Consider the following 24,110-nt stretch of genomic DNA (forward strand, 5'->3'; position numbering starts at 1 on the left):
ATGATATATATTATTATTTTTTCAATAATTTTTATTTTTTTAGATCAGCTTAGTAAATACTTCATTCTTAATGATATGAATTTAGGAGATAGTAAAGAAATTATAACTAATTTTTTTAATATTACCTCTCATAGAAATCGTGGAGCAGCTTGGGGAATACTTCAAGATAGCAGGTACTTTTTTATAGTAACAACACTTATATTTTTAATTATTCTTTTTTATTATATTTATAAACAAAGACGAAAAATCACTAAATTTGATGTTCTTACTTTTTCACTGGTTGTAGGTGGTGCAATTGGTAATTTTATTGACAGAATAGTGCGTCATGAAGTTATTGATTTTTTAGATTTTAGATTATTCGGATATGATTTTCCAATTTTTAATCTTGCCGATACATTTATTTGTGTAGGGGTATTGTTTTTACTTGTAAAAATATATAAAGAAGAAAATTAATATAATATGATGAAGATATGTTTAACAAAAAACTAAAAAATTATATAGAATTTATAGCAGTTGAGTGTTGTGATTTATTGATTTGTGATTTACTTTAGAGAACTTTTTACAAATCTAATAATCTGTAGAAATATATGTAAAAACTTCATTTCCTTAAGTATCAATAAAAATTAAGAGGAGATATACTATGATAAACTTCACAAAAAAACATAATTTAGATGAAATAATAAGTAATAACAGCATTATTATAATCCAGTACGGTACTTCTACTTGTATGCCATGCCATGCTATAAAAAATAGAATTGATATTTGGAATAAGGATAATAGTGATATTGCAACATACTATATTTCACTAGAAGAAAATATGAATATTGCAGCTCAACGTGGAATATTATCAGCACCTACTGTAGAAGTATATATTGAAGGGAAACTATCTATCCAAAAAAGTGGATACTTTAGCTTAGATGAAATTTTGGATAAGGTCGAAAAGCCAATGAGATAATTAAAACTAACTAAAATGATTAAAAATATCGGGAGCGACCCTACCTTATAAATAGCCCTCCATAACTTGCCCAAGTTTTGGAGGCTAGTACATTTTTCATACCTGTATTTATTATACAACTTCTTTTACTTGTAAAGTATTTGAATTAAAAGTACAACATTGTTATAATTGATATTATAATTTTTATTTATGGAGGTAATATGAGAATTTCGTTTAAAAGAGGTAATATTAAATATTTATTAATTAGCGGTCTAATTTATTTTATGGCTGTATTTGTAATACCGAGTATTTTACCAACATCAATAAATGTTTACACAAGATTGAATATTGTTTTGGCTTTATCAATAGCTGCAACTATAATTTTAGGAGTGTATAGTTGCAAAATAACGAACGACATAGAACATAGTGGAAAAAGGTATAATTTTTTAATACTTTTTACAATAGGACTTATAGGATTTATGGCAATGATGTTTTTACAGGGGGCTGTTAATTATATCTTGCAATATTTAGCGAAATTTTTTGAATTCCAGACCACAAGTAAAAACACCAGTAATGTAGTAGAAATTATAAAACGCATGCCAATTTTCGTGTTATATGTAACCGTATTAGGACCTATTATGGAAGAATTATTTTTTAGAAAAGCTGTTTTTGGTTATTTTTATGACATTTTTCTTGGAAGTAAATCGTGGATAAGATTTACTATACCTGCAGTAATAACAGGAATAGTGTTTGCTCTTCCGCATGATGGGTTTTCTCCACTTATGTTAATTTATATTGTTATGTCAATAGTATTTAGTTATTTATATACTTTAACAAAAAGTATTATTACTCCAATGGTTGCTCATATATTTATGAATATTTTAGTTGTTGTTGTTCAAATATTTTTAGGTGCATAGAGGAGAGAATTATGTCATCAAAAACATGGTTATCCATAAATTATTTTTTGCAATTTGCAGTAAATGGTGTATTTTTACCATTTTGGATACTTTATTTAACGAGTGCGAAAAATATAACAGTTTTAGAGGCAAGTTCAATATTTTCAATGTTATATTTTGCCAGATTTCTTAGTGGTATTTTTATAAGTCCCTATTTAGTAAAAAAATACAGCCTAAGTTTAACATTGAAAATATCAGTTGCTGTGGGGTTGGTTCTAGTAATAAGTTATGGTTTTACAAATGAAAAAAGTATTTTAACTATAATAACATTTTTATTTGGAATGATTTATTTCACAGTATCAGCATTGGTGGAAAGTCTTGCGTCGCTGTTTTTAAAAGAAGAAAATATTGATTATGGTAAGGTTAGAACATACGGTTCTGTTAGTTTCACCTTGGTTGGAATATTAATTGGTGGTATTATTGGTTATGTTGGTAACAATGTGCTATATTATATTCTAGTATTCTTGGTATTGATATATTTAATTTTTATGTTTTTGCCACAACCAAAATTAGTAAGTAGTCTTAAAGTAGAAAAGGAAGGAGTAAAAAGGGAAAAACAATATTCATGGGTAATAAAAGATAAAAATGCTTTATTTTTAATTATATCCATTTTTTTATATCAACTAGCTCATACAGCTTATAATAACTATAATGCTATTTATTTAGAAAGTATGAATATATCTACAAAATGGTTATCAGGAATAATCTTAAATATTTCTGTAATAGCTGAAATATTGTTTTTTATTTTTTCAAAAAATATAATCAGTAAGATAAAACCAACTCATCTTTTTATTTTATCCGGAGTTGGTGGCGTAATACGTTGGGCAATGCTGGGAACTTTTCATAATATTTATGTTTTTATTTCAATGCAATGTTTTCATGCAATAACATTTGCAATGTCACATATTGCTTTTATTTTGCTTTTAAATAAAGGATTTAGTACAAAAAAAATTATTGATATGCAGAATTTATATATGGCTATAGGTTTTCAACTAAGTATGGCTGTAGGGCTTTATCTCATGGGAGGATTGTGGGATATTAGTACAACATATGTTTTTTATGTTTCGGCAGGAATAGCATTAGTCGGAACAATATTTGCAATGAAAATAAAAGAGAAGTAAAAAATAATTTTTATCATATTATAAAATATTAATATATAAATTAAATTAATAAAACCGAAAGACTATAGAAAGTCTTCCGGTTTTATATCATTCATACCGATCATCGGATCTATTATATTAATATTTTTAAAAGTTAGTATAGTATCTTCACTAAATGTATTATCAAATTCATTACCAGACGAATTATATTTAAAAAACCATTCTAAAGCTGTTTGTCGGCTAATGGTATTCGTTGGTTCTATAGATCTATAAAATACATTAGGATTTCCACAAAGAATTAATTTCTTTTTTGCACGAGTTACAGCGGTATATGTTAAATTTTTATTTAACATAAAATTGTAAGAATCTATAAAAGGTACTATTACATTATCAAATTCAGAACCTTGTGCCTTATGAATGGAAGAAGCATAAGCTAATGTTATTTGATTAAGTTCTTGTTTTTCGTAGGAAACAAAGTTTTCATCATAGTTGATTATAATTTTAAATTTTCCGGCTTCTTTTACTATATCATAGATATATCCAATATCACCATTAAAAATATTATCTTCCGGGCGATTAACAAGTTGCATAACTCTATCATCAACCTTGTAAATTAATTCTCCATATTCAATATAAATTTCGTTTTTATTAAACATATTTTGGATAGTTTTATTAATTTCATTTATACCTGCCATTCCCTTGTAAATAGGGGCGATAATTTGTATCTTTTCTTTTCCGGATGTTTTTAATAAGTTACTATAAGTTGTAGTTATTACATCAAGGATTTCGTTTTTATTAGCCATTAGGAATTCTTTATCATCGAAATTTTCAAGTACATCAAATGGAATATTATTTTTTATAGAATGGGATATATTTATAATACTAGAATTTTCACTTTGTCTGAAAATTCTATTTAATTTAACTGTTGATATAGTATTAGAGTTTATTAAATCATTAAGAACGTTACCGGGAGCGATTGAAGGAAGTTGATCATTATCTCCAACTAAAATAATTTTTGCATCAAAATTGATTATTTTAAGAAGATTATACATTAGAAAAACATCAATCATACTGGCTTCATCAATAATAATAAGTTCAGACTTAATACTTTTATCGCTAATAAACTCTTCCATATTTTCGTTTTCATTAGTCCAACCGATCGCTTTATGTATCGTTGAAGCGTAGAAACCGGTGCTTTCTGCCATTCGTTTAGCAGCCTTTCCGGTAGGTGCACAAAGTGTCAGAATATTTTTATGTTCGTTTAATAGATCACTAAGATCATAGTTTTTTATTTTTTGAAAAATTTTTATTACTGCAAGAATAATAGTTGTTTTTCCGGTGCCGGGACCTCCCGTTAAAATAGAAACATTATTTAGAATAGAATTTTTTATTGCAGCAATTTGTACAATATCATATTCAATATCTAATTCTTCTTCCACTTCCTTGATATATGTTTCCAATAATTTATCATCTAAATTAATAGTGTTTTCTCGTTTCAGACGTTTTTCAATATCACTATAAATAGAGTATTCTGAATAATATATTTCAGGTAAAAATATTTTATCATCAAGTTCGATAAGTTTTCCTAAATCAAGTGCATAGTTCAAAGAGTTTACAATATCTTCCTTAGCTAAAACTTCTTCACGTGATGCATAAAGTGTATTAAAGGTATTATATAGCAAACTATTCTTCATAATGTAAGTATTTCCGGTAGAAAAACAAAATGTATTTATTGTATAAATAAAACCATACAAAATACGTTCTTTATCATTAGCAGCTATCCCATTAATTTCAGCAATTTTATCAACAGTTTTAAAATTTATCCCTTTAATATCTCGTATAAGAGAATATGGTGTTTCGGTTATAGTTTTTATCGTGTTATGTTTATAAAAATTATAGATTTTTAAAATTAAATTATTACTAAGATTATATTCATTAAGTTTCAAAATAACATCTTGAGTTTGTTTATTAGTGATAATAGTAGAATAGATAACATCTTTTCGTTGTTTAGTGATACCTTTAATGTTATACAAAGAATCTCTATCATTATAAATTTTGTCAAGTGCTTCAATACCAAGAATATCAACAATATGTTCAGCAGTTTTTCTCCCGATACCTTGAAAAATAGAGCTTGATAAATAAGAAATTATAGCTTCTTTATCTTTTTCAATAATGGGTTCGGCAACGATAGCGCTAAGTTGTTTACCATATTTTCGGTGTTCGATAATTTCTCCTTTAAACATATAAAGCACTTCATTTTCAAATTTAATATCGGGGAATGTTCCAACAACACTGAAATAATCTCCGTTAATAAAATCGTAATTATCATTTAAAAATATAGAAAGAATGTAATAATTGTTTTCTTCGTTATGAAAAATTATTTTATTTAAAAATCCTTCAACAGTTTTCATTATCTAACTCCTAATAAACTAAGTAATAACACTATAATAATACATAATAGATAAAAAGTCTATAAATAGCTAATGATGATAGTTATAATTTTAATAGATATATTAAATTAAAGTATATATGGTAAAAAGATTAAAAGTAGTACACAAAATAAATGACATATAAAATTTTGAATTATATTAATAATATTGTAAGTATAGTTTAACGCTAAAACCAGTGGCGAATAAAAATATAATTTGTTATAATAACAGTGTAAAGAATAATAGGAGGGAGAATATATGGACATAAGACAGCTTAATTACTTTGTTACTGTAGCTGATAAAAAAAATTATTCATTGGCAGCTAAAGAACTTTATGTAACACAGCCTACATTATCGCTTGCTATACAAAAATTAGAAAAAGAATTTGAAACAGTGTTATTTAAACAAAGCAATAGACAGTTAATACTTACTGAAAGTGGAAGGGTACTTTATGAAAGCGGAAAAGAGCTATTAAAAAATTATAATAAAGTTGTAGAGAAAATGAATGATTTTCATAATAGTAATCAAACGGTATTAAAAGTAGGGCTTACTGTACTTTTTGCTATACAGTATATGGATGAAATTTCAAATTTTATTGCTACACAACCTAAGGTTGAGTTACGTTTAATACAACATGGTTCTAAAAAATTACAGCATATGGTTGCGAATGATGAGTTGGATATTGGATTATTGTCATTTCCTCAGTATGAGAATTCTATTATTATGGAAAAAATAGAAAAGAAAAAAGGTTCGTATAAGGCGGCGGTTGTACTTCCAAAAAATCATCATCTTTCTGATAGAAGTTCATTATCTATAGCAGATTTTAAAAATGAAAAATTAAGTTCTTTATCTAAAAGTTATGTTTTAGGTAATGAAATATATATTAAGTGTCGTGAATATGGTTTTGATCCTAATATAGTTTTTACTGATGATAATTGGACAGTTCTTGTAAAAAGTGTTCTTACGTTTAACAGTATGGTGCTATTACCTGCGGAATTTGAGGAAATTGGGAAATTTTCCGATGTTAAGTGGATACCGTTGGAAGAGGATATAGAGTATTTTATTGGTGTCGCACATAGAAAGGATAAAGAAATTTCTGAAATGGCAGAGTTGTTTATTGAGTCTATATTGAAATAGAGAAAATAAAGGAGAAAAAATTTTTAATGCAAAGATAGTATTTACATAAAATAAATTATGTAAATAAATATAAATTTTTTATTAATAAAAACTAACTTATAAAAATATTGTTATCTTTTTTAATACGTGTTACAATAGTAGTTGTGAATAAAATTATTTAATATAGAAAAGAGGGGTAGTATGCCGATAGGAGTGTTAATCAACACGGCGGCAATTTTTCTCGGTGGTATAGTCGGGGCATTATTTGGTAATAAGTTTTCTGAACAGTTTAAAGAACAACTTAATCTAATTTTTGGATTATGCTCAATTGGAATGGGAATTTCAGCAATAGGACTTATGAAATATATGCCGGCAGTGATCTTTGCAATAATTCTCGGTACAATTTTGGGAATTATATTTCATCTTGGTGAATGGATATATCGTGGTTGTGCACAATTACAAAAGGCAATGGTTAAAATTATACCTACACGTAAAAATACAATATCGAAAATAGAATCATTAACAGTGTTAATTACGGCGATTGTACTTTTTTGTGCTAGCGGTACAGGTATATATGGTAGTCTTGATGAAGGAATGACGGGAGATGCCAGTTTATTGATTGCTAAATCTGTCTTAGATTTCTTTACAGCTGCAATTTTTGCCTGTAACTTTGGTTACATTGTATCACTTGTTGCTGTACCGCAATTAGTTATTTTTTCTTGCTTATATTTTTCAGCTGGATTTATTGTACCGTTAACAACACCGGATATGGTTGCTGATTTTAAAGCATGCGGTGGTTTTTTGATGGTTGCGACAGGTTTTAGAATAATTAAAGTTAAAATGTTTCCGGTTGCTGATATGATACCGTCGATGGTTATCGTTATGCCGCTCAGTTGGTTGTGGGTTAATGTGATTTTGCACTTAATATGATTATGTATATATTGTAAGAAATGGGCTTTTGAATCGGTCCATTTTTATTTTTGCTTTAAAAAATATTCATTACGTTCTTTTAATTTAATAAAAATTTGTTCATAATTTTTTAACATTTCGGCAGTATAAATTCCTTCTTTTATAACAATGTTTAAAGAAGCTAAAACCTTATTAATACGTTTTAAAATGTCTTCTACTGTTAAAGAAATTCCAAGCAAATTTTCTAAAGTATCCATACACTCAGGTTTAATAATGGGGTAATTGTAATTAATTTGTTGATTAGCAATTCCGATGTCATAAAATTCTTTCATAATATCGGCACGTCGGTTTTGATTACCAAACAGGCTTATGTAAATAGAGATAACGACAGAATTTTTTATTTTCCGTTGGGCAATACCTGCAAATTTTTTTCCGTTAATGCTCAGATCAAAATCTCCCGGACAATATGAGTTTTTAATTTCATATGCTTTTATTGATTTACTTCCTTCGGGGAATATAGCTTTAACAAAATCAGTCATAAGAAAATAACCTTCATTGATTGAAAAATTTTCTTTGGGTTTTGTCATAATAATAGATAAATTTAAAATACCGGTGTCAGCGATAATTCCAAGACCACCGACATTTCTAACAGCAGGTATCATATCATTTCTATAAAACGTAAAAAGCGATTCATAAAAGAATGGAATTCTTGTGTCAGGAGTACCGATTATAGCTGAATTAGGTAATGTATATATGTGTAATATACATTCATTATCGTACAGTTTGGTTCTTAAAAACATTTCATCGGTTGCAATTGGGATAAGTGGATTTACAATATTTATTGTTTTAAAAATATTAAATTTTTTGTTTGTTAACAGTTTAAGCATATTGACTCCAAAAATGAAATTATTTTGTTACATGTTTATTATATCAAAAATAAAAAATCAAGCCAATATAATTATCAGCCTGATTAAGATAAATAATTTATTTTTCTTTAAAAATTTGAGCTGTTTCTTCGCCATTTAAAACACGTAGTGCACCGTTAGCGAGTGCAGACATTTCTTTTTCACCGGGGACGGTGAAAAACGGTGCAATAAATTTTACACGTTCATGTACTTCTTCTGCAATAAAACTAGAATGAGCAATCCCTCCTGTGAGTACAGTTGCATCTACGTTGCCTTTTAAAACAGTTGCTAATTCTCCAATAGCTTTAGCAATTTGATAAGCCATAGCTCTTAAAACCAATAACGCTTTTTCATCACCATTGTTCATCAATTCATGTATTTTTCGTGCATCATTTGTGCCAAAATACGAAACAAGACCACCTTTTTTTCGAGTTAGTTCGGTAACGGTTTGTTTATCGTACATGTAACACAGTTTGATATATTGTTTCAGAGGAATACCACCCGTACGTTCACTTGAAAACATTACTTCATCATCTGAAATAACATCTATCATACGGCCTTTTTTATGTGCACTAGCACTGGCACCGCCACCAACATGTACAACAATTATATTGCTTTCTTCATACGGTTTGTTAAGAGTTTTAGCTATCGTTCTGGCAACTGCACGCATATTCAATGCGTGACCGGTGCTACTTCGTTCTATTAAAGAAGAACCGGAAATACGTGCAATATTGTCCATTTGATCGACAGTAACGGGATCATAGATAAATGATTTTGCAGATATAGAACCAAATTCCTTAGCAACTTTGTCTGCAAGAGCAGCACCAAGATTAGAAGCATGTTCTAAGATAGGTCTATTTTTCAAGCAATCAATTAATTCATCGTTTACTTCTATAGCACCGGCTTCAACAGGTGGTAAAAGTCCTCCGCGTCCAACGACAGCATCAAAGTTAATATTCGTTAAATGGGTATTAATAATATTTTTAATGTCTTTAAAACGTAAATCAAGTTGTTCAAAAACTGTTTTAAATACTTTTAAATCATCAATATTATAAGTGAGTTCAGTTCCGAATATTTGTTTTTCATCTTCAAAATAAGCAACTTTAGTCGAAGTTGCACCGGGGTTAATAACAAATATTTTTTTCATATTTATTTACCTCCACTGACAAGTAATGCGAGTGCTAATGAATATTTTTTTTCTATTTCAGTAGCAGAGCGCGATGTTAAAACAATAGGCACGGTTGCTCCAAGCACAAGACCTGCCATTTGAGCGTTTGCCATTAGAATAAATGATTTAGATACAGCATTTCCTGAAACAATATCCGGTACCAGCAACACGTCTGCATCACCTTGAATAATACCGGTATATCCTTTTTCTTCGGCGATAAGTTTATTAAGTGATATATCTAATGATAGAGGACCTTCAACTATAATATCTGTGTTACTCTTATATTGTTCGGCTATTTCAGCAGCTTCAACGGATGATTGCAGTTTAGGGTTAACTTTTTCTGCGGCTGATAATAAACTGATTTTTGTTTTTTCATAACCTAATTTTGTAAAAATATCAGTCACACCAGAAATAATTTGTTTTTTTTGTTCTACAGTTGGAAATAGGAGCATACCACCATCTGTGATACCAAGCAATTTATTATAATTTGGAATATCCAAAAGTGCTAAATGAAAAAGTACATCATTGTTTCGAATACCTGTTTTACTGTTAACAACTTCACGAAGTAATGTTGCGGTATTAAGTTGACCTTTCATTAAAAAATCGGCTTTTTTATTTTTTATTAATTCAACACCTTTCTTGGCAGCCAAAGTATCGTCAGCTTCATCAACAATTTCATATGAAATATTTTCAGTATCAATAGAGGAAAGTATATTGATAATGGTTTCCTTAGAATCAATTAGAATAGGAGTTAAATATCCTGCACGTGCAAACTCAAAAACACTCTGTAATGCGTGTTTCTGACCGGCTTTAACGACAACAATTTTTTTTGGAGTTGCTACAGTTTTTTTTAATAATTCATCAATTTCTTTAAAATTTTTTATCATACATAAATCTCCTTGTAAAAAATGCACCTAATAAAAACAGAATTTATTGTTGATATTAGGTGCATTATATTATAAATTAATTTTATAGTCTTCTTCTTTAATAATAGGAATAATTTTTGTAAATAACTTAACAAAGAAATATCCTGTGATAATTGGTACTCCTGCAAAAATCAGAAAGGTTTTAATTATCTCAAAAATTCCTCCATTAGTAGTACTTAGGTGTGCCAGTGGCCCTACAAATCCACTAAAACCGAAACCTGCACTCATTGCAGTACCTTTAATATTAAAGAATGTTGCTAGAACACCGGTGCATGCGGCACTGCATATAACAGGGAGCATAATTTTTGGTTTAGCAAGAACATTTGCCATTGAAATTTTAGGTGAACCGATAAAGTGTGCTAAGCTAATACCTTTACTATTAACATACCATCCTGCAATTGCAAGGGTAAAACCACAAGCACAAATACCAAGGTTAGCAGCACCGGAAGCAATACCGTCAATATTAATAGCGAGTGCAACGCCAACAGAAGTAATCGGTGTTATTATTAAACAAGCGAAGATAATAGCAATTAGAATTGTTAGTAGAATGGGTTGAAGTGTTAGTAAATGTTTAATACCGTCTCCAAGAATTCTAGTCAATTCTGAAAAGAAAGGCAGTGTATATCTACCAATACCACCAACACCGACCAGTGTCAATGGAGGTAGTATCAATACTGCATAATTCTTAGTTTTATCACCGATTAATAGTATAAAAGCGGTAGCTAATGCTGCTGTAAAAATCATAGTAACAATGTCACCGGTACCTTTTAACATAAGTCCTGTTTTATCAGGTGTTAAAACAATAGAACCGCTTGCGTAAAGTGTAGCTAATCCGATGGAAATAGATTGTATAGGTGTAAACTTAAACATCATCCCTATAATAACACCGGATGCAAGACCAATAACGGCATTAGATATTGTTGTTGACATTGATAAAAACGATAAACTTGGATATGCTTTGACTAAAGGTTTTAATAATTCACCTAGTAATGCACCGGGTATTAAGCAAATAACAGTACCTAAAGCAATACCATTGAGTACATTCATAATAAATGTTTTAAACGTTACTTTTTCCTCCATAACAGTAACCTCCTTATAAATATTTAGTAGTAAAAATACTTGTTAAATATTATAAAACAAAATTGTATTTTTGTATAAAATTTGTAATAAATATACCATAAAGTTTACATAAACATATTAATATTAATTATGTAAGAAAGAGAAGGGGGGGATAATCCCCCCTAAATTCTCCGGAGTTATCCATGAATAGCTTTTTTCAATATCATATCCGCCGCTTCAACAACTACTTCATTCAATGACGGATGACCATGTATAGTTAAGGAAATATCATCAACGGTTAATCCTTGTTCTATTGCGAGAGATAATTCCGCAATTAAATCACTGGCACCGGGACCAACAATAGCAGCACCTATTAGCTTGTTGGTATCTTTTAATGCAATTATGCGGACGAATCCCTGATTTTGTCCAATAGATAATGCACGGCCATTGTGACCGAAAGGATATTGACCGACAACAACATCATAACCATGTTCTTTAGCTTGTTCTTTAGTATATCCGACAAGTGCTATTTCCGGCGTTGTAAAACATACAGTAGGAATACTGAAATAATCTACAACAGCGGTGCTGTCTCCAACTAATGCTTCAGCGGCTATTTTTGCTTCATACATAGCTTTATGTGCAAGTGTAGGACCGGGAACAATATCACCGATAGCGAAAATATGTTTTACAGTAGTACGTCGTTGTTCATCAACACGTATTAAACCTTTACTATCTAACTCTATACCGGCATATTCTAAACCTAATTCTTCAAAGTTAGGTTTTCTACCGACAGAAACAAGGACATAATCTGCTGAAATAGAGTATTTTTCGTTACCTATTGAATAATTAACGAGTGCAGATGTATCACTGCTTTCTGAATTTTCAGCATGAGCATTGGTAATAATTTCCACACCTTTTGATTTGAGATTATTTATAACAACATTGGCAATATCATCTTCAAAGACACGCAATATTTTATCTGTTCCTTCAAGTATTGTTACTTTTGTACCAAGTGTAGCATATGCTCCTGCCAGTTCAATTCCGATATACCCTCCACCAATAACAACAAGTGAACTCGGAATTTCAGTTAGATTTAATACTTCTGTTGAACTGAGAATACGATCTTTAAATTTAAAACCTTCAATTTCAATAGGTTCAGTTCCTGTTGCAATAATAGCATTTTTGAAATGATAGGTATTATTGTGGAATTCATCTAAAATAACACTAATGGTATTATTATTAACAAAATTAACTTCACCGTAGATTACTTCTACACCATTTTTCTTTAATAAATTCTTAACACCATTATGTAACAAACCTATTACTTCTTCATTTTTCCATTGTTGTGTAAGTGAAAAATCAATAGTAACATTATCGGCTTTAATACCCCTTGAAGTGTTTTTAGTATTCTCGTATTGATGACCGACTGAAATTAATGCTTTAGAGGGAATACATCCACGGTGTAAGCATGTACCGCCAACTTTATTTTTTTCAAAGAGAGTAACTTTTTGACCAAGTTGTGCAAGACGAATAGCAGCTACATACCCACCGGGTCCACCGCCAATAATGATTGTTTCTAATTCTTGAATAAAATTTCCTACTACCATACTTATCCCTCCACCAATAATAATTCAGGATTAGCTAGGTATTCTTTAATTGTATTTAATGCACGTTGTGCTGTACCGCCATCTACTATACGATGATCAAATGAGAATGATAGTTTTAACATAGGAACAAGTTTTGGTTGTTTGTTTTCATCCGGAATAAATGTTTCCTCAAAACGTCCAAAACCTAAAATTGCAACTTCCGGTTGATTAATAATTGGAGTTGCCCATACACCGCTGGTAGCGATTGCTCCAACATTAGTTATAGTCATTGATCCATCAGTTTGTACATCACGACCCAATTTACCTGTATGCGCTAATTCTGTATTTTTTTCCAGTTCACGGGCTATAGTAAATAAACTTTTATGGTTGGTATCTTTAATATTTGGAACAAATAATCCATGTTTAGTATCTGTTGCTACACCAACATTAATATAGTTCTTATAAATAATTTCCTGTTTTTCATTATCAATAGAAGCATTCAATTCCGGGAATTTTGCCAATGTAGCGGCAACAGCTTTAATAAAATATGCTGTATATGTTAATTTTATTTCTCTATCTTTAGCGAGTGGTTTTATCGAGTTTCTGTGTTCTACCAATCGTTCAACATTAACTTGATCCAACACTGTTACATGGGGAGAAATTGCCTTACTTGAAACCATTGCTTTGGCAATTACTTTGCGAATACCGGACATTGGAACACGTGTGGTGCGTTCTTTATATGTAGGAATAGAAGAAATTTGTGAGTATATTTCTTCTTGAACAGCAGGTTTTATATCTTCAATAACTGCTTCCGGACTAATATCTACTCTTGAATGCTTATCTATCGTTACTTGGTTGCTACCGCTTAAATAATTATCAATATCTTTAATTGTAACTAGCCCACGTCTGCCGGTCGGGGGTACTAGGCGGATATCTACACCTTTTTCACGTGCATATTTTCTAACACGCGGAATGGCTAACAAACGGATATCAATATCATTATTATTATTATTATCCTTTTTAGATGATACCGGAGTAGGAATATTTATTTTTTCTGCTTTATTGTTTTGTTTTTCTTCTGGGGAATTGTCAGGTACATGTTCAGTTTCTATATCAACGATAACCGAACCAACCTTAGCTATATCTCCTTCTTTTGCATATATTGTTTTAATAGTACCGGTGACAGGTGATGGCAAACCGATAACAGCTTTATCACTTTGTATTTCTACTAAAATATCGTCTTCTTTAACCGTTTCGCCTTCTTTGAATCCCCATAATATAATTTCACTTTCATGTAATCCTTCACCGCTATCCGGTAAAACAAATGAATAAATCATAATTTTCCCTCCTTTCAACTAAAAATCGTATGTTTCTTTAGCTTTTGCTATAATATCTTCCGGAGTAGGTAGCCAGTAATCTTCTGCTAAACCGAACGCAAATGTCGTATCCGGTGATGTAACACGTCCAACAGGAGCATCTAAATACATAAATGCACGTTCAGCAATTTCAGATAACAGTTGCCCTGCAATTCCTGCCTGACGTTGTGATTCTTGAACAACAATAACACGACCGGTCTTTTTCACGGAGGTGATAACAGTTTCCATATCAATAGGGGATACTGTACGTAAATCAACAACTTCTACCGAAATACCTTGTTTTTCCAATTCTTCAGCTGCTTGCAAGCTGTAATGAACCATTAATCCATAAGTGATAATAGATACATCAGTACCTTCTCTTACAACACTTGCTTTATCTAATGGAACACGATAAGCTTCTTCCGGAACATCACCTTTAATTGAACGATACATTTTTAGATGTTCTAAAAAAACAACAGGGTCGTTACTTTCAATGGCAGAAATTAGTAAGCCTTTTGCATCGTAGGGGTTGCTTGGCACAACAACACGTAATCCGGGAATTTGTGCTAATAAACCGTCTAAGCTATCAGAATGTAATTCCGGAGTATGCACAGGGCCTCCAAAAGTAGAACGGATAGTTACCGGCATATTACGAGTATTTCCTGAACGATATCTAAAACGTGATAATTGAGAGTAAACCGCATCAAATCCTTCTAAAATAAAACTTAAAAACTGAATTTCAGGAATAGGTCTAAATCCTTCAGCGGCAAGCCCTATAGATAATCCTAAAATTCCTGATTCCGCAAGTGGGGTATCAAGAACACGTTTATCACCATATTTTGCTTGCAAACCGTCTGTGATACGGAACACGCCACCATTTTTACCTACATCTTCTCCAAAGATAATAGTTTTATCATCGGTTGCTAATTTATAATCTAATGCTTCTGTTACAGCTTGTGCAATAGTTTTTTCAGTCATGTTACTCCGCCTCCCTTTGTTTATAAATTTCAATTTGTTCTTTAATATTTTGAGTCGGTACTTCGAACATATACTCTAAGAATGTTGATATTTTTTGTTTTTCGGCTTTGTTAATGTTAACCATAGCTTCTTTAATTTGACGTTTTACGTCTTCAACGGTTTCTTCTTCCATAGTTTCGTTCCACAATCCTTTTTTCTCAAGATATTTTCTTAATCTTATAAGCGGATCTTTTTTTTGCCATTCGGCTACTTCTTCATCACTACGATAACGAGTAGGATCATCTGACATGGTATGTGGTCCTAAACGGTACGTATATGCTTCTATTAATACTGGCCCATTCTCAATGGCATATTCACGTGCTTTTAACACAGCGGAATACATTGCTAGCGGATCCATTCCGTCTACTTTAATACAAGCGATGCCGGCAGCAACACCTTTTTGTGCAAAGGTAAGTGCTTTTGTTTGTTTTGATGTTGGAGTTGAAATACCGTAACCGTTATTTTGTAAAATAGTTATTAATGGTGCATTATAAACACCTGCAAAATTTAAACCTTCGTAGAAATCTCCTTGTGATGAACCACCATCACCACAGAATGCTAATACAACATTTTTTTCACCTTTTAAACGTTTACCGAATGCTACACCGGCTGCATGTGGCATTTGACCGCCTACAATAACTTGTGGAGAAAATGCAGTAATACTTTCTGGATATTGATTTGATCTAATATGACCTTTATACCACAAAAATGCTTGTTCAAGAGTCAGTCCACGTAATAATAACGGCGGAATATCACGGTAGGTAGGTACTAAAAAATCATTATCCTGCAATGCAAATGTTGTAGCAAGCTGGCTTGCTTCTTGACCACCGGCAGGTGGATAATTACCTAATGCACCTTGTCGATTAAGAATAATGACACGTTCGTCATATGTTCTTCCGAAAATTAATACTTTCATCAATTCAACAAGTTTTTCATCACTTACATCAGGAAATAAATCGGGGTTAACGATTTCTCCATCTTCATTTAAAACCTGATACATTGGAAACAGTTTCGCTGCTTGTGTAATTGAATCTTCAAAAGCAAAAGTTCCTTTGTTTACAATTTTCATAATGCTCACTCCTTTGTTATATTTGAAAACGATTCCTTATATCTTTATTATATTTTATTTATATAAAAATTTCTAATTGTATTTTTTAATATAAGTATTAATAAAATTAATAGTTCTCATATTGGAAATGTGTTATATATTAGTTATAAGAAGTGATATATATAAATAAATTGTTAAATATTTTTAATATTTATATGTATTAAATTTTCTTAACTTAATAAGTAATATTTATTATTTATAGACATATTTTTACCGGAGTTAATATCCTTATTTAGCACATGTATCTTTCACACCTGAAATTTACACTTTTTCCAGCAGCTGTTTCAAGTAATATAATTATAAAAAATATTATTGGGGTATATAAAATTTATTTTTTGAATAATTACAAAACGATAAAAATTTTAATTTCTAACGTTTTCAATTTGTTCATAAATATTAGTATTCTTTTGTATTATTGTTTTTCTGGAAAGAAAACGGTTTATTTGTTATAATATAGTTAAATAGTTTATGAAGGAGTTGACAAATGACGAAAATTTAAGAACAATCGCTAGATAAGTAGGCAGAAATTGTAGTTCTGTCTTTTTGTGATGCGAGTTTTTATTAGTGGTTAATGTATGTATAAATAGGTAGACTATTGTTAGGTTTTAATCATAGGAGATAAACAAAATGAATATATTTAAAAATAAATTTAAAAAAGTAATGACTGTTGGATGTGGTTTAATATTGGTCTTATCTTTCGTTTGCTCAGTAAATACATTTGCTTATGATGATTCTGTCCAATATGGAGAAACCTCAATGTACTTTGCTGATTATGACTCTGATAAAGATGTTTATACCAATAAGTTGAATGATGCAATAAAAGATAATTATTGGTCAAATCTTCAAGCAGTTGATGTTGAAACTATTGAGGGCAGTGATAATTTTAAAAGCTCATATTTCAAAATTGCACTTCCTAAATATTTACTTAAACCGGATGAAACAGATATAAATTCACACGCAAAACACATAGATTTTGGTAGTTTTGGCGGTTATGAATTTTATAATTTCGGGATTATTCCTAATTGGGGAGGTTTTGCTCAGGTGGATAGATTTTTATTTAAAGACAATCCGGGAGAAAATCCATATTTACAACAAACCTTTAAAATTTTGGAAGGACAATTTAATCCATTTAATTTTAAACCCGGTAAAGATACTTTAACTGAGGAAGAAGCGGTAGATCCGCTTAATAAATTAAAGGTTTTAGCTGATATTAAAGCTAAGGACAGTACCGATTCTAAAAAAATTGATGAATATAAAAAAGGTGATTCATTAGATCTCAACTTTTCTATGAGTGCTCCGTGGTTTAAAAGACTTTATAATTCTCACGCAATGGCAAAAATGCAAATTGGAGGAATTTCAGAAGAAGGTGCTAAAAAATTACATGATCAATTTATTATGTCCGATTCTCAAATAGTGTTTACACTAGAGATACCAAAAGGAGTAACGATAAATGATAATCCAACTGCAAAAGTAAGTGGCATAGAAGGATTTACAACTACAGTCTTAAAGGATGGAAATACCCTAGTTATTAAACTGAGAAAAGATGAGAGAGCAAAGGTTTATAAATGGCAAGAGTTGGTTGATAAAGTAAATTCTATAAATACAAATAATATAAGTGTTAGTATTTCTGGGTTGAGTGTTTCTAGTGAAGCTGTTCCGGAAAGTGAAATAAGTATTAAAGGTACAGCATCAGCAGTTTATGATTTTGCGACCTCACGTACTGAAAAGTTTTACTTACACTCTAAGGAACATAATTCTCATGAAGAATTAGGTGTTGGACATGAAAATTCATCAGAAAGACTTTATTGGTCGTTTGCAGCAGTTCAAGATCCAAAAGGTTTTAATGAAGGGGCACCACAAGATAAACCTAATTTAATATCATATACTTTTAAAGTAAACAAACCTGCTAATAATACGGTAACCTTTATAGATGGTGATAATACTCTTGCAAGCGTTATGGTGGAAGCAGGTAAAGCTATCGATAATGATGCTTTAACAAATGAATCAATGCCAAAAGATCCAACTAAGAGTGGATATACATTCAAAGAATGGAATACACAAAAAGATGGAAAAGGTACTAAGTTTACAGGTACTGCTGTTGTAAATAAAGATATGATTGTATACGCTATCTACAGTTTAAATTCGACACCTATAAATATTCCGCCGATATTAGAACTTAGAGATAAAACCATTACTATTGGAAATGAAATTGAACTTAAAGAGTTGATTGTAAAATCAGAAGATAGTGATGGAAAAGATCTTAAAAATATAACAACGCTTGTAAATGACGGTGGATTTGATAATAATAAAGCAGGAAAATACACTATTATGTTTAAAGTAACCGATAAGAACGGAACAAGTGTAACAAAAAATGCAACAATAACGGTAAATCCTAAATCAGAAATAATCAATAGTGTACCTATGCTTAAAGTTAAGGACAAAACTATTGATAAGGGTGAAAAACTTGACTTGATGAGTCTTGTTGTAACTGCTGAAGATAAAGAAGATGGCGATCTAACAAAAGATGTAAAACTTATAGATGATGGTGGATTTGATAATAATAAAGTAGGAAAATACACTATTACATTTAAAGTGACCGATAAGAATAGAGCAAGTGTAACTAAAAAAGCAATAGTTACAGTTAAAGAAAAGAATAAACTTATTCCTAATTCTGATAATAATAAATTTGTAAATGATAAAAATTCATCGGATACAAAAACTTTACCGAAGACGGGTATTACTGCAAATATATCATTATATGTTATATTGACGGGATTATGGGGAATATTACTCATTGTATTGGTGATTAAGAAAAAATAAATAAGAATTAATAACCTATTAATCTGAAAAATAACTTAAAATATTGACCTTTGCGATTGGTTTAAGCCGATTTCAAAGGTCAATCTTATGTGCGAAAATATAATAGATAATATGGAGTATAGATTTCTTTAAAAAGACATTTTACCTAAATACTTGAGATTTTTTAAGTTTAAATTTATAATAAAATAATTAAAGATGGAGTGTGAAAGAATGTACGCATACATAAAAGGGAATATAGCAGAAATAAATCCCACTAATATAATAATTGAAAATAATGGTATTGGTTATGAAATTATTGTAGCTAATCCCTATGAATATAAACTTAATAGTGAAATGACGGTTTACATTAATCAGCAGGTAAAGGAAGATTCGAATACATTGTACGGTTTTTTAAGTAAAGAACAAAAAAAAGTATTTTTGTCGTTATTAAAAGTAAAAGGTGTTGGTCCGAAAAGTGCTTTAGCTATTCTTGCCGGTGCAACAAGTGATGAAATTATTTCAGCAATAGAAAAACAAGATGCTGTTTATTTAATGAAATTTCCGGGAGTTGGTAAAAAATCAGCACAACAAATTATTTTAGATTTACAAGGAAAAATAGATTTTAATACAACGAATTCAAAAATATCAACAACAGATATTTATTTAAAAGATGCGTTATTGGCATTGGAAGCATTAGGATATAGTAAACGAGAATTAACAAAAATTGAAAAAAAACTCTCTACATTTGAATACGACGGCGTTGATGAATATGTAAAACAAGGATTAAAATTATTGATGAGTGTTTAGGAGAACAATATGGAAGAAAGAATAGTTTCTGCCGGACAAAATAGCGGAGAAGAAAGAGAAGAACAGTCTTTGCGTCCAAAATTTTTAAGTCAGTATATAGGACAAAATCAAATAAAGGATAATTTAAAAATATTTATTGAAGCGGCAAAATTACGTGATGAAGTATTAGATCATTGTTTGTTGTATGGTCCTCCTGGGCTTGGCAAAACAACGTTAGCAACGATTATTGCTAATGAAATGGGCGTAAATATAAAATATACTTCTGGACCGGCAATAGAAAAATCCGGTGATCTTGCAGCAATTCTTACCAGTTTAGAGCCCGGTGATGTATTATTTATTGATGAGATACATCGTATTAGTCGTTCGATAGAAGAAATACTTTATTCTGCAATGGAAGATTTTTATTTAGATATTGTAATTGGAAAGGGAGATGAATCACGAAGTATTCGTATTGATTTGCCGCCATTTACTTTGGTTGGAGCTACGACACGTGCAGGAGCGTTAACTGCCCCGCTAAGAGATCGTTTCGGAGTACATTGTCGTTTAGAATTTTACAATATTGATGACTTACAACACATAATAAATAGAACCGCAGCTATTTTTGATTGTCAAATTGATGAGAAAAGCGGTTATGAGATTGCTATGCGATCACGAGGGACACCACGTATAGCGAATAGACTTCTTAAACGGGTTAGAGATTTTGCACAGGTGAAAAATGATGGGACTATAACACAAGACCTAGCAATAAATTCACTTGATTTACTTCAAGTTGATGCAAAAGGGCTTGATAGTGTTGATTATAAAATCCTTGAGTGTTTAATAAAACGTTACGATGGACGAGCGGTTGGATTAGAAACAATAGCTGTAACGATTGGGGAAGAAAGTATTACAATAGAAGATGTTTATGAACCGTATCTGGTAAAAGAAGGCTTTATTGAAAGGACTCCACGAGGGCGTCGTGCAACAATTAAAGCATATAAACATTTGAATATAGAATACAAACAGTAATTTTATATTATTAAATTTCCGTTATAATAGACATTTTTAAAAATGTCCGTTAAAATGGAAATTTTTTATAGTGTATGATATAATGATTACAAAAGAGGTGGTTAAATTGTACATAGCATTAATAGGAGATATTATAGCATCAAAGCAAATAGTAGATAGAGATACTGCTCAGAAAAAATTATATACTTTATTAGATAAAATTAATATTAAATATAAAGAACAATTATATTCTCCATTTACAATAACGGCAGGTGATGAATTTCAAGCCTTATTTATACCTAATACTTATATATTTCAAATAATAGATGAGATTTCATTGGCTTTTATGCCGTATGAAATACGTTTTGGTATTGGTGCAGGAACAATGTTAACTAAAATTGACAGGACCATAAGCATAGGTTCAGATGGGCCGGCTTATTGGCAAGCTCGTAAAGCAATTAATTTTATACATTCTAATAATGACTATGGAATGAATAAAATAGCTGTTTCCATAGAAAACAAAGTTACGGAAGAGGTAATTAATACTATACTTTCTGCTTGTGCTTTTATTCAATCTAAGTGGATAAAAACACAACAAATAATCTTAAAACAACTGATTATTGAAAATAATTACAGCGAATATTTTTCAAATAAAAATTTAGCTAAATCACTGGGAATATCGCCAAGCGCATTTAATAAAAGATTGAAAGCAAGCGGTATAAAAATTTATCTGCGTAATAAAAATATTGCAATGAATATGTTACTGAATGAAACGAGGGAGAAATAGCAAATATGAGTAATTTTTTATTAGGTATATCAAATATGTTATTATATAATTCCATAGTATTAATTACATTGTTAGTACACATATTATCGGATTTTCAGTTTCAAAGTGAAAAAATAGCGTCGCTAAAAACAACTAAGTTAATATATTTACTTAAGCATCTAATAATTGTAGGATTACCACTTATAGTATTGGTTATCATTTCCCCGATAAATATAATGTATTTTCTATTGGTATGGCTTAGTCATGTAATAATAGATAGCACGAAATATAGTTTAAATACATACATCAATAAAAATAAATTGGGTCGCATAACATTTATAATTGATCAAACACTTCATATATTTTGTATCGTATATTTATATTATTTAGTTGGTTTTAATGATGAAAAATTAAATTCAGTTGGTAATATTTTACGTCTTATACTATTTTTTGCTATATTAGGAAAACCTGTTAATATTATTTTTAAAATACTATTCTCTAAATATCAAGTTGTAGAAAATAATTCAGGTACTATTGCAGGAGCGGGGGCGATAATCGGTATCATAGAACGATATATTATCGGAATATGTGTATTATTAGGTCAGTATGCGTCAATTGGGTTGATATTTGCAGCAAAATCAGTGGCACGCTATAATAAAATATCAGAAAATCAATCATTTGCTGAATATTATTTAATCGGTTCGCTATTTAGTATAATTTGCGTCTTGGTTACTCATGTTGTTTTATTTATGCTATAATATTAATTGCTTAAAAAAGATTGTAATAAATTTACGAATTTACAGAAAGGTTTTACATGATAGATAGTAAACAATTTATAAACACACGGCATAAAAATCAAAAAATAAATTATGATAATATATTAAAAAAACTTATTGAAGAATGGGGAAAAATTAATTTTAGACCTAAGATACTTATTCATTCATGCTGTGCACCATGTAGTACATATGTACTTGAATATTTATCCGAATTTAGTGATATAACAATTTTCTTTTCTAATTCAAATATTCACCCTAAAGAAGAGTATATTAAACGAATGTTGGTTCAAAAAGATTTTGTAGAAGAATTTAATAAGCGTAATAGAACCAAAATAACATTTCTAGCTGATGAATATGCACCTAGTAAATTTATAAAAGCTGTAAAAGGGCATGAAGAGGATAGAGAAGGTGGTGAAAGATGCCATATTTGTTATGAAATGCGTCTTGATACATCAGCATTAAAAGCATTAGAATTAGGTTATGATTATTTTGCTTCAGCACTAACTATCAGTCCAAAGAAAAATGCACAGGTAATTAATGAAACAGGTTATATTCTTCAAGAAAAAGTTTCTATTTATTATTTACCATCAGATTTCAAAAAAAATAATGGATATAAGCGCTCTGTAGAAATGTGTAATGATTATAATATATATCGTCAATGCTACTGTGGATGTGTTTTTGCAGCAACAGATCAAGGTATTAATTTGAAAGAAATTAATCAAAATGCAAAGGAATTTAACAGAAGTCATGAAGATTACGAACGCTTTAAGTCATTAATTAAAGTGGGAGGTAAGTTAATATAAAAATTTAATAGATGCGGTTTAGCTAAAAACTAAAAATTTTAATAAAATTTATTTATTATTAGATGAGAAAAGTGGCTTATTAGATTTTGAGAAAGTTTTTAATGAGCGTTATATAATTAATATATAATTTATTTAATAAAATTATATAAATATTTTATTTTCATTCTATTTTCATAAAAATATTACACACGTATAAAATAATCTAATGAAACTGTTATCTTTACTAGATATTAAAAGAAAAATTTCAATTGTAACTTTATATAAAATACTTGTAAATATTGTTTTCATATGGTATTATGTGTCTGTAAATATTTTTTTAAATCAAAGGAGAATATAACTATGGTACAAAAAGAATTTAAAGTAATTGATGAAACAGGAATCCATGCCAGACCGGCTACTTTATTAGTCCAAGCCGCTTCTAAATTCCAATCTAATATTGAACTGGAGTATAATGGACGTAAAGTCAACTTAAAATCAATCATGGGTGTTATGAGCCTTGGTGTCGGTAAAGATGCTGACATAGTAATTTATGCTGATGGACCTGATGAAACAGAAGCGTTAGCTGTAATAGAAGAAACAATGAAGAAAGAAGGATTAGCATAAA

The 24,110-nt window shown here is 30.1% G+C and carries 22 protein-coding genes; 13 read left to right on the plus strand and 9 right to left on the minus strand.

Annotated elements, in window-relative coordinates:
* From lspA to HMPREF1983_RS02805, 4 genes are all read left to right on the plus strand, one after another.
* Complete coding sequence (lspA, locus tag HMPREF1983_RS02790; protein WP_021752772.1) at positions 1-453, plus strand: signal peptidase II; 453 nt, start codon at positions 1-3, stop codon at positions 451-453.
* 187 nt (positions 454-640) lie between these two features.
* Complete coding sequence (locus HMPREF1983_RS02795; protein WP_021752773.1) at positions 641-955, plus strand: thioredoxin family protein; 315 nt, start codon at positions 641-643, stop codon at positions 953-955.
* A gap of 200 nt (positions 956-1,155) precedes the next feature.
* Positions 1,156-1,851: a CPBP family intramembrane glutamic endopeptidase gene (locus tag HMPREF1983_RS02800; protein ID WP_021752774.1), complete on the plus strand. Its 696-nt coding sequence runs from the start codon at positions 1,156-1,158 to the stop codon at positions 1,849-1,851.
* Between the two features lie 11 nt (positions 1,852-1,862).
* Positions 1,863-3,011 (plus strand): MFS transporter, encoded by a 1,149-nt coding sequence (locus HMPREF1983_RS02805; protein WP_021752775.1) that lies wholly within the window; start codon positions 1,863-1,865, stop codon positions 3,009-3,011.
* A 62-nt stretch (positions 3,012-3,073) separates the two neighbouring features.
* Here the strand turns inward: HMPREF1983_RS02805 and recD2 are convergent, their stop codons facing one another.
* The gene (gene recD2, locus HMPREF1983_RS02810; RefSeq protein WP_021752776.1) at positions 3,074-5,401 is read right to left on the minus strand and encodes an SF1B family DNA helicase RecD2; all 2,328 of its coding nucleotides are present in this window, start codon (positions 5,399-5,401) and stop codon (positions 3,074-3,076) included.
* A 276-nt stretch (positions 5,402-5,677) separates the two neighbouring features.
* On the opposite strand from recD2, the gene HMPREF1983_RS02815 reads away from it, so the two are divergent.
* Together HMPREF1983_RS02815 and HMPREF1983_RS02820 are read left to right on the plus strand one after the other, a co-directional pair.
* Positions 5,678-6,556, plus strand: coding sequence for a LysR family transcriptional regulator (locus tag HMPREF1983_RS02815; protein ID WP_021752777.1), 879 nt, complete (start codon positions 5,678-5,680; stop codon positions 6,554-6,556).
* 180 nt (positions 6,557-6,736) lie between these two features.
* On the plus strand, positions 6,737-7,465 hold the full coding sequence (locus tag HMPREF1983_RS02820) for a DUF554 domain-containing protein (protein ID WP_021752778.1): 729 nt from the start codon (positions 6,737-6,739) through the stop codon (positions 7,463-7,465).
* A gap of 44 nt (positions 7,466-7,509) precedes the next feature.
* On the opposite strand, the gene HMPREF1983_RS02825 is transcribed toward HMPREF1983_RS02820, so the two are convergent.
* From HMPREF1983_RS02825 to pdhA, 8 genes are all read right to left on the minus strand, one after another.
* Entirely contained in the window at positions 7,510-8,331 is an 822-nt protein-coding gene (locus HMPREF1983_RS02825) for a lipoate--protein ligase family protein (protein WP_021752779.1), read from the minus strand.
* Positions 8,332-8,428: 97 nt separating this feature from the next.
* Entirely contained in the window at positions 8,429-9,496 is a 1,068-nt protein-coding gene (gene buk, locus HMPREF1983_RS02830) for a butyrate kinase (protein ID WP_021752780.1), read from the minus strand.
* 2 nt (positions 9,497-9,498) lie between these two features.
* Positions 9,499-10,404: a phosphate acyltransferase gene (locus tag HMPREF1983_RS02835; protein ID WP_040460875.1), complete on the minus strand. Its 906-nt coding sequence runs from the start codon at positions 10,402-10,404 to the stop codon at positions 9,499-9,501.
* A gap of 69 nt (positions 10,405-10,473) precedes the next feature.
* Positions 10,474-11,523, minus strand: coding sequence for a PTS sugar transporter subunit IIC (locus HMPREF1983_RS02840; protein WP_021752782.1), 1,050 nt, complete (start codon positions 11,521-11,523; stop codon positions 10,474-10,476).
* 176 nt (positions 11,524-11,699) lie between these two features.
* The gene (lpdA, locus tag HMPREF1983_RS02845) at positions 11,700-13,109 is read right to left on the minus strand and encodes a dihydrolipoyl dehydrogenase (protein ID WP_021752783.1); all 1,410 of its coding nucleotides are present in this window, start codon (positions 13,107-13,109) and stop codon (positions 11,700-11,702) included.
* A 2-nt stretch (positions 13,110-13,111) separates the two neighbouring features.
* Positions 13,112-14,425, minus strand: a complete 1,314-nt coding sequence (locus HMPREF1983_RS02850; RefSeq protein ID WP_052526603.1) for a dihydrolipoamide acetyltransferase family protein — start codon at positions 14,423-14,425, stop codon at positions 13,112-13,114.
* Positions 14,426-14,443: 18 nt separating this feature from the next.
* Positions 14,444-15,421, minus strand: coding sequence for an alpha-ketoacid dehydrogenase subunit beta (locus HMPREF1983_RS02855; protein WP_021752785.1), 978 nt, complete (start codon positions 15,419-15,421; stop codon positions 14,444-14,446).
* Position 15,422: 1 nt separating this feature from the next.
* Positions 15,423-16,529: a pyruvate dehydrogenase (acetyl-transferring) E1 component subunit alpha gene (pdhA, locus tag HMPREF1983_RS02860; protein WP_021752786.1), complete on the minus strand. Its 1,107-nt coding sequence runs from the start codon at positions 16,527-16,529 to the stop codon at positions 15,423-15,425.
* Between the two features lie 666 nt (positions 16,530-17,195).
* On the opposite strand from pdhA, the gene HMPREF1983_RS07805 reads away from it, so the two are divergent.
* From HMPREF1983_RS07805 to HMPREF1983_RS02895, 7 genes are all read left to right on the plus strand, one after another.
* A complete protein-coding gene (locus HMPREF1983_RS07805; RefSeq protein WP_021752787.1) occupies positions 17,196-19,388 on the plus strand; it encodes a bacterial Ig-like domain-containing protein in 2,193 nt (730 codons plus the stop codon).
* 210 nt (positions 19,389-19,598) lie between these two features.
* Positions 19,599-20,174, plus strand: a complete 576-nt coding sequence (gene ruvA / locus HMPREF1983_RS02870) for a Holliday junction branch migration protein RuvA (protein ID WP_040460876.1) — start codon at positions 19,599-19,601, stop codon at positions 20,172-20,174.
* Between the two features lie 9 nt (positions 20,175-20,183).
* On the plus strand, positions 20,184-21,182 hold the full coding sequence (gene ruvB, locus HMPREF1983_RS02875; protein ID WP_021752789.1) for a Holliday junction branch migration DNA helicase RuvB: 999 nt from the start codon (positions 20,184-20,186) through the stop codon (positions 21,180-21,182).
* A gap of 106 nt (positions 21,183-21,288) precedes the next feature.
* Positions 21,289-21,948: a SatD family protein gene (locus tag HMPREF1983_RS02880; protein ID WP_211225810.1), complete on the plus strand. Its 660-nt coding sequence runs from the start codon at positions 21,289-21,291 to the stop codon at positions 21,946-21,948.
* A 5-nt stretch (positions 21,949-21,953) separates the two neighbouring features.
* Positions 21,954-22,685, plus strand: a complete 732-nt coding sequence (locus HMPREF1983_RS02885; protein WP_021752791.1) for a DUF3307 domain-containing protein — start codon at positions 21,954-21,956, stop codon at positions 22,683-22,685.
* Positions 22,686-22,741: 56 nt separating this feature from the next.
* Positions 22,742-23,506, plus strand: a complete 765-nt coding sequence (locus HMPREF1983_RS02890; RefSeq protein WP_021752792.1) for an epoxyqueuosine reductase QueH — start codon at positions 22,742-22,744, stop codon at positions 23,504-23,506.
* Between the two features lie 339 nt (positions 23,507-23,845).
* Positions 23,846-24,109 carry a phosphocarrier protein HPr gene (locus HMPREF1983_RS02895; RefSeq protein ID WP_021752793.1) on the plus strand — a complete coding sequence of 88 codons (264 nt, stop codon included), beginning with the start codon at positions 23,846-23,848 and terminating at the stop codon, positions 24,107-24,109.
* Position 24,110: the final 1 nt, after the last annotated feature.

It is taken from the genome of Gemella bergeri ATCC 700627 (genome assembly GCF_000469465.1).
Lineage (GTDB): Bacteria > Bacillota > Bacilli > Staphylococcales > Gemellaceae > Gemella > Gemella bergeri.